Origin of the sequence: Segatella copri (genome assembly GCF_026015295.1) — a bacterium.
Taxonomy (GTDB): domain Bacteria; phylum Bacteroidota; class Bacteroidia; order Bacteroidales; family Bacteroidaceae; genus Prevotella; species Prevotella copri_C.
Genome location: NZ_JAPDUW010000004.1, coordinates 1 through 5272 on the forward strand (window position 1 = coordinate 1; position 5272 = coordinate 5272).

At 48.4% G+C, this 5272-nt stretch carries 1 protein-coding gene; it reads left to right on the plus strand.

From position 1 onward, the window contains the following. The coding region (locus ONT18_RS17235) for a toxin TcdB middle/N-terminal domain-containing protein (protein WP_301331994.1) at positions 1 to 5272 on the plus strand (5272 nt) is incomplete at both ends.

The window sequence follows — 5272 nt, forward strand, 5'->3', positions numbered from 1 at the left end:
GCAGTCGGGTTCTGAGGAAACAAGCAACGGTTCTTTTGACAAGGTGAACTGGTCGCCTACTATTACATACGCTGGCGAGTCAAACACCTTACCTAATGGTCTTTCTTCAACAGAGTACAAACCTGATGATGGTGCCATCTATGATGTGAACACCTCTGCAAATGTGGAGAATGGATCAAGCGTTGAAGTTCACAGTGCCTTCCACAAGCCAGCAACAACCGACGATGTTGTTCTCAGCATCATTGGCAGCAACGACAAGAAAGACAGTGACGGAAACGACAACCCGAACTATATCGAGAAGACGGTCTTTGCTCGTACATTAAAGGCTAATGAGACTTTCAATGGCGATTCACTCAACATCAGTCTGGAGAATACTGAAAAGCTGACCAACTTCAGCTTTGAGATTTCATCTACCTCAAATGTTGATTGGAAGAATATCGGTTGGCAAGCGTCTGTGACTTATAAGGACTCTACCAATATCGAACAGACTGTAGCCGTTCCTGCACACTACAAGATATTTGCAAATGCCTTGGCAGAGGGCAAGCCATACTTGACCACTGCGACTGATACCGTTTTGGTTGTGTCTCCAGTGCTTACCCTTTCGGACAATTCTATCAACGGTCAGATTACTTTGACCGCAAAAACAGAGGATGCGCTTGTTGGCAAGAAGTCTTTCACTATCGAGAATGGCATCTTGAAAGCCGATACTCTGCGATTTGCAACTACTGTAGGAAAGAACATCTGGTTTGAATACAGCTATCCGGCAGCAATCTCTAATGAAACTGTTACTTCAGCCTCTGTTTCCATTCTGAAAGATGCGGCAGGTCTTGTAACAGAGAATGTGCTTGCTGGATTCTATGCAGAGAATGACAATCTTGGCTTCGGTATGCTTTACCGTGGCTGGGGAGGTTTTGTTTATAACTCGGCAGAGGGCAGATATGCAAAGCCTATTGACGAGTCATTGCTGAAATTACCTGAAAACGAGAACGACAAGGTTGACCCTCTCACGATGGCATTCACTCCATTGGGTACAGACCAGACTTCTATGGATAAGTGGGTCGGTCAGCGACAGGACATCTACCTTACAGCGACAGAGGCAAGCACAGCCCGATTGACAGAACAGGATGTACTCCTTACCAATCCATTGGATAATAATACAGAGGTGGCAGGACTTGCAGGTGAATACTTGCAGGGTACTGGTGCGGCAGCTGTAAGCCAAGTGATGTCCAGCAAGAGCACGGTAGTGCAAGGCGGTGCGCTTGGCATCACGCACAACGATGCGAGCGGTAGTGCCAAGACAGAGGTCACCATGATGGATATGAATGGTGATGGCTTCCCGGACATCATCGCTGGTGGTACGATTCAATACACCAACTCTCTTGGTGGACTGAGCGGCGAAATCTACAAGGGCATCGGCTCAAACAACTCTGACAATGCTTCTGAGGCGTGGGGATATGGCGGCAATCCAGTAGCTTCTGCTTCTGATATTACCTATTTAATCTCAGGAGGAAAGGCATCAATACTGAATCAACAGACAGCTTGGTTGGCTCAATTCTCCATTTCTGGCAGTGCGCCAAAGAATACGGATGAAGCTGTAGAATCGTTCATAGATATCAATGGCGATGGACTACCAGACAAGATTCTTTCCGACAAGAAAGTAAGATTAAATCTGGGCTATGCCTTTACTGAACCTATTGATTGGGGACTTGACCGCATACAGAGTGGTAAGAGCCTTTCTTATAATATTGGCGCAGGTGGCGATGTAAGTCATGACTGGGGAAAATTTGAAGATGAGAAATACCAAGGTATAAACAAGGCTTCCGGTAGCTTCTCAGCAGGCTTTGGTCTCGTAACCTCTGAAAGCGAAGAGGAGTATAATCTTATCGACATCAATTCTGACGGTCTTCCTGACAAGGTATGGAAGAATGGTGACGGTATCACTGTTGCCCTCAATACAGGCAATGGCTTTGACGAGCCTATCAGTTGGAAGGGTGCAAGTGCGCTTAGTGAATCAGCCTCTACATCAGAGTCTGCAAACGCAGCGTTCACTTTGACCATCAACATTCCTGTCATAAGCATCAAGATTTCAACCAACCCTGGTGCTTCCACCTCACATAGCATCAACCGCCCTACCTATTCATTGCAGGATGTTGATGGTGACGGTTATCTTGACATCGTTGAGTCTGAGAAGGAAAGCGAGTTGAAGGTTACACGCTCTGCCATTGGCAGAACCAACATGTTGAAGTCAGTCACCAATTCCTTGGGTGGAACTTTCACATTGGACTATGCCCACACCACTCCGACCTACGGTCTTCCTGGTGGCAAGTGGGTAATGTCTGCCCTTACCGTTGACGACGGAATCCATGACGATGGTCCAGTCATGACAACCGCCTTTGAGTATAAGGACGGAAAGCGTGACCGCCATGAGCGTGAGTTCCTCGGTTTCGGTGAGGTCATCACCAAGAACCTTGACACGGAGAATGGCAATTCTGTTTACAGACAGGCTGTTGAGAACTACGATGTAGCTAACTACTACACGCAGGGCAATGTTACCGCCACATCCGTAGAGGATGCCAACGGCAACAAGTACACCGAGACAAAGAACCGTTACGACAGCTACTATCTGACTGCCGACGGTGACAAGTACACGTTCGCAAAGCGTGACGTGAACCTTTGGAGTGATCGTGCATCTGCATTCGTTCCTCTCCGCTATACGGCAAACTTGCAGTATGAGGGAGCGGCAAACGGTGTGGTTACATCCGAGGCATGGAACGAGTATTATCTCAATGGCTATCATGGTGAGTTGAAGTCCTACAAGTACAGCGACAAGGGCAGTCTTGGCGAGGACGGAAACGGCAAGTTCGATTATGCGACTGCTATCAAATATACCGACAATGCAGGCAAGCACATCTTCGGACTTCCTGTTGATGTGACTGTTACAGGCGGTGACGGCTCACTCTATCACCATGTGACGGCGAAGTATAATACCAACTACGCCAACCATATCACTCAGATTACACAGCAGTTGAATGATGGTGAGGCAGTGACTGATTACAAGTACGACTCTTACGGCAACATCATCCAGAAGACTCTCCCTGCCAACGGCAAGGGACAGCGTATGTGGTACAAGTACCGCTATGAGCCAGAGATGAACATGTATGTGGAGCGCATTGACGATGCGTGGGGCTACCGCAGCGAGCAAGGCAATTTTGACTATCGCTATGGTATAGCCAAGGAGCATCGTGACCTCAACAACTTCTACTACGAGACTGATGTTGACGACCTCGGTCGCATTACTGGCGTGCGTGGTCCTAACGAGTTGGCTACGGGCGTGCCTTATGCCATCGCCTTTGAATATCAGTCTTTGGCTACTTTTGGTGAGAGTGGCATTACAGCTCCTGCTTACGCAGTGACCAAGCACTACGACATCCAGCACCCTAACGATGACTTGGAGACCGTTACGTTCGTTGACGGTTTCGGAAGAGCCGTGCAGGTGAAGAAGGACGGTGTTGTGACAAGTGCTTCCAAGGGAAGCTCTGCCAAGGACGAGAACGTGATGATTGTCAGCGGAAGAAACGTGTATGACGCTTTCGGACGTGTGGCAAAGGCTTTCTATCCTACAACGGAAGGAACCGGATCGAAGTCCACATTCAGCAAGTCATTTGACAATGTATCTCCAACGGTTACTGTTTATGACGTGCTTGACCGTGCTACCTCAGTGACATTGCCGGACAACTCTACGACAACTACGGCATATACTGTTGACAACGGCAGTCATGCACTTGTTACAACCGTCACAGACGCACTCCATAATGTGCAGGCTACCCATACCAATGGCAGTGGCAAGACGGTGAAGACCATCCAGAAGAGCGGACCTGACGGTGAGATTACTACCTCGTTTGAGTATGACGGCATACAGCGCCTTGTTCGTGTCACCGACACGGAGGGCAATGTGACAACCTCTACTTACGACATGGGTGACCGCCGTACTGAGGTGAACCATCCTGCAAGCGGCATCACAAGTTTCACTTATGATGCTCTCGGCAATGTGCAGACAAAGCAGACTGCCAACCTTGCAAAGGAAGGCAAGTTCATCACCTACGATTATGACTATCAGCGTCTGACGGGTATCAACTATCCTGACCACCCGGAGAACAACGTGAAGTATTACTATGGTGGTCGCAATGCCTCTCAGAACCGTATCGGTAGGTTGATGCTACGTGAGGACGGAACGGGTGCCATTGAGTATTTCTATGGCAAGATGGGCGAGGTGACGAAGACTCGCCGCACGATGATTGTGCCTAACCAGGCGATTGCTACTTATGTCACACAATGGACATACGACAGCCACAACCGCCTGTTGGAGATGATTTATCCTGATGAGGAGAAGATTACTTACTCTTACAATCTCGGTGGTCAGCTTGAAAAGGTTCATGGCTACAAGTCATACGGCTACGATTATGTAAGCAAGATTGGCTATGACAAGTTCGAGCAGCGCACATACTTGAAGTACTGTAATGGTGCTGAGACGTTCTACACCTACGACCCACAGCGTCGCAGATTGCAGAACCTCACGGTAAACAGTGGTGGCAACACCATCATGGATAACGCTTACACTTATGATGCGGTAAGCAATGTGCTCAGCGTGGTAAACGGTGCGTCAGTTCCACAGAGTGGCAAGGCTGGCGGACAGATGGCGCATACCTATACATACGATGCCCTCTACCGTCTTGTAAGCGCAACAGGTACTTATACAGGTGCGGATAACAAGACAGCAAGCTACACTCTTGCGATGGGCTACGATAACATGCACCGTATCACATCGAAGCGTCAGATTCTCACGCAGAACAATGTGCAGTTCAACGGTACATTGAATGCAGGTTATGATTTGTCATACACCTATGGAACAGAGACAGGCAAGAAGTTCCAACTCGCCAATGTGAAGGATGTGAACTACCGCACTGAGGAGACGCCTTCTGAAAGCGAGAATGTGAACAACAATTATGCCTACGAGTATGACGCAAACGGTAATCTCGTTTATGTCAACACAAGCCGTACCAAGAAGGATGGCGTGGCTGACGAGAAGACCACGGAACGCAAACTCAAATGGGATGAGGAGAACCGTCTCCTTGCTTCTGATGACAATGGCTTCGTGACTAACTACTGGTATGATGCAGACGGTGAGCGTACGGTGAAGACATCAGGTGAGAGTGACCAAGTTTATGTGAACTCAGAGTTTGCTGGTGGTCGCACAAACACAGCCAAGTTCTCA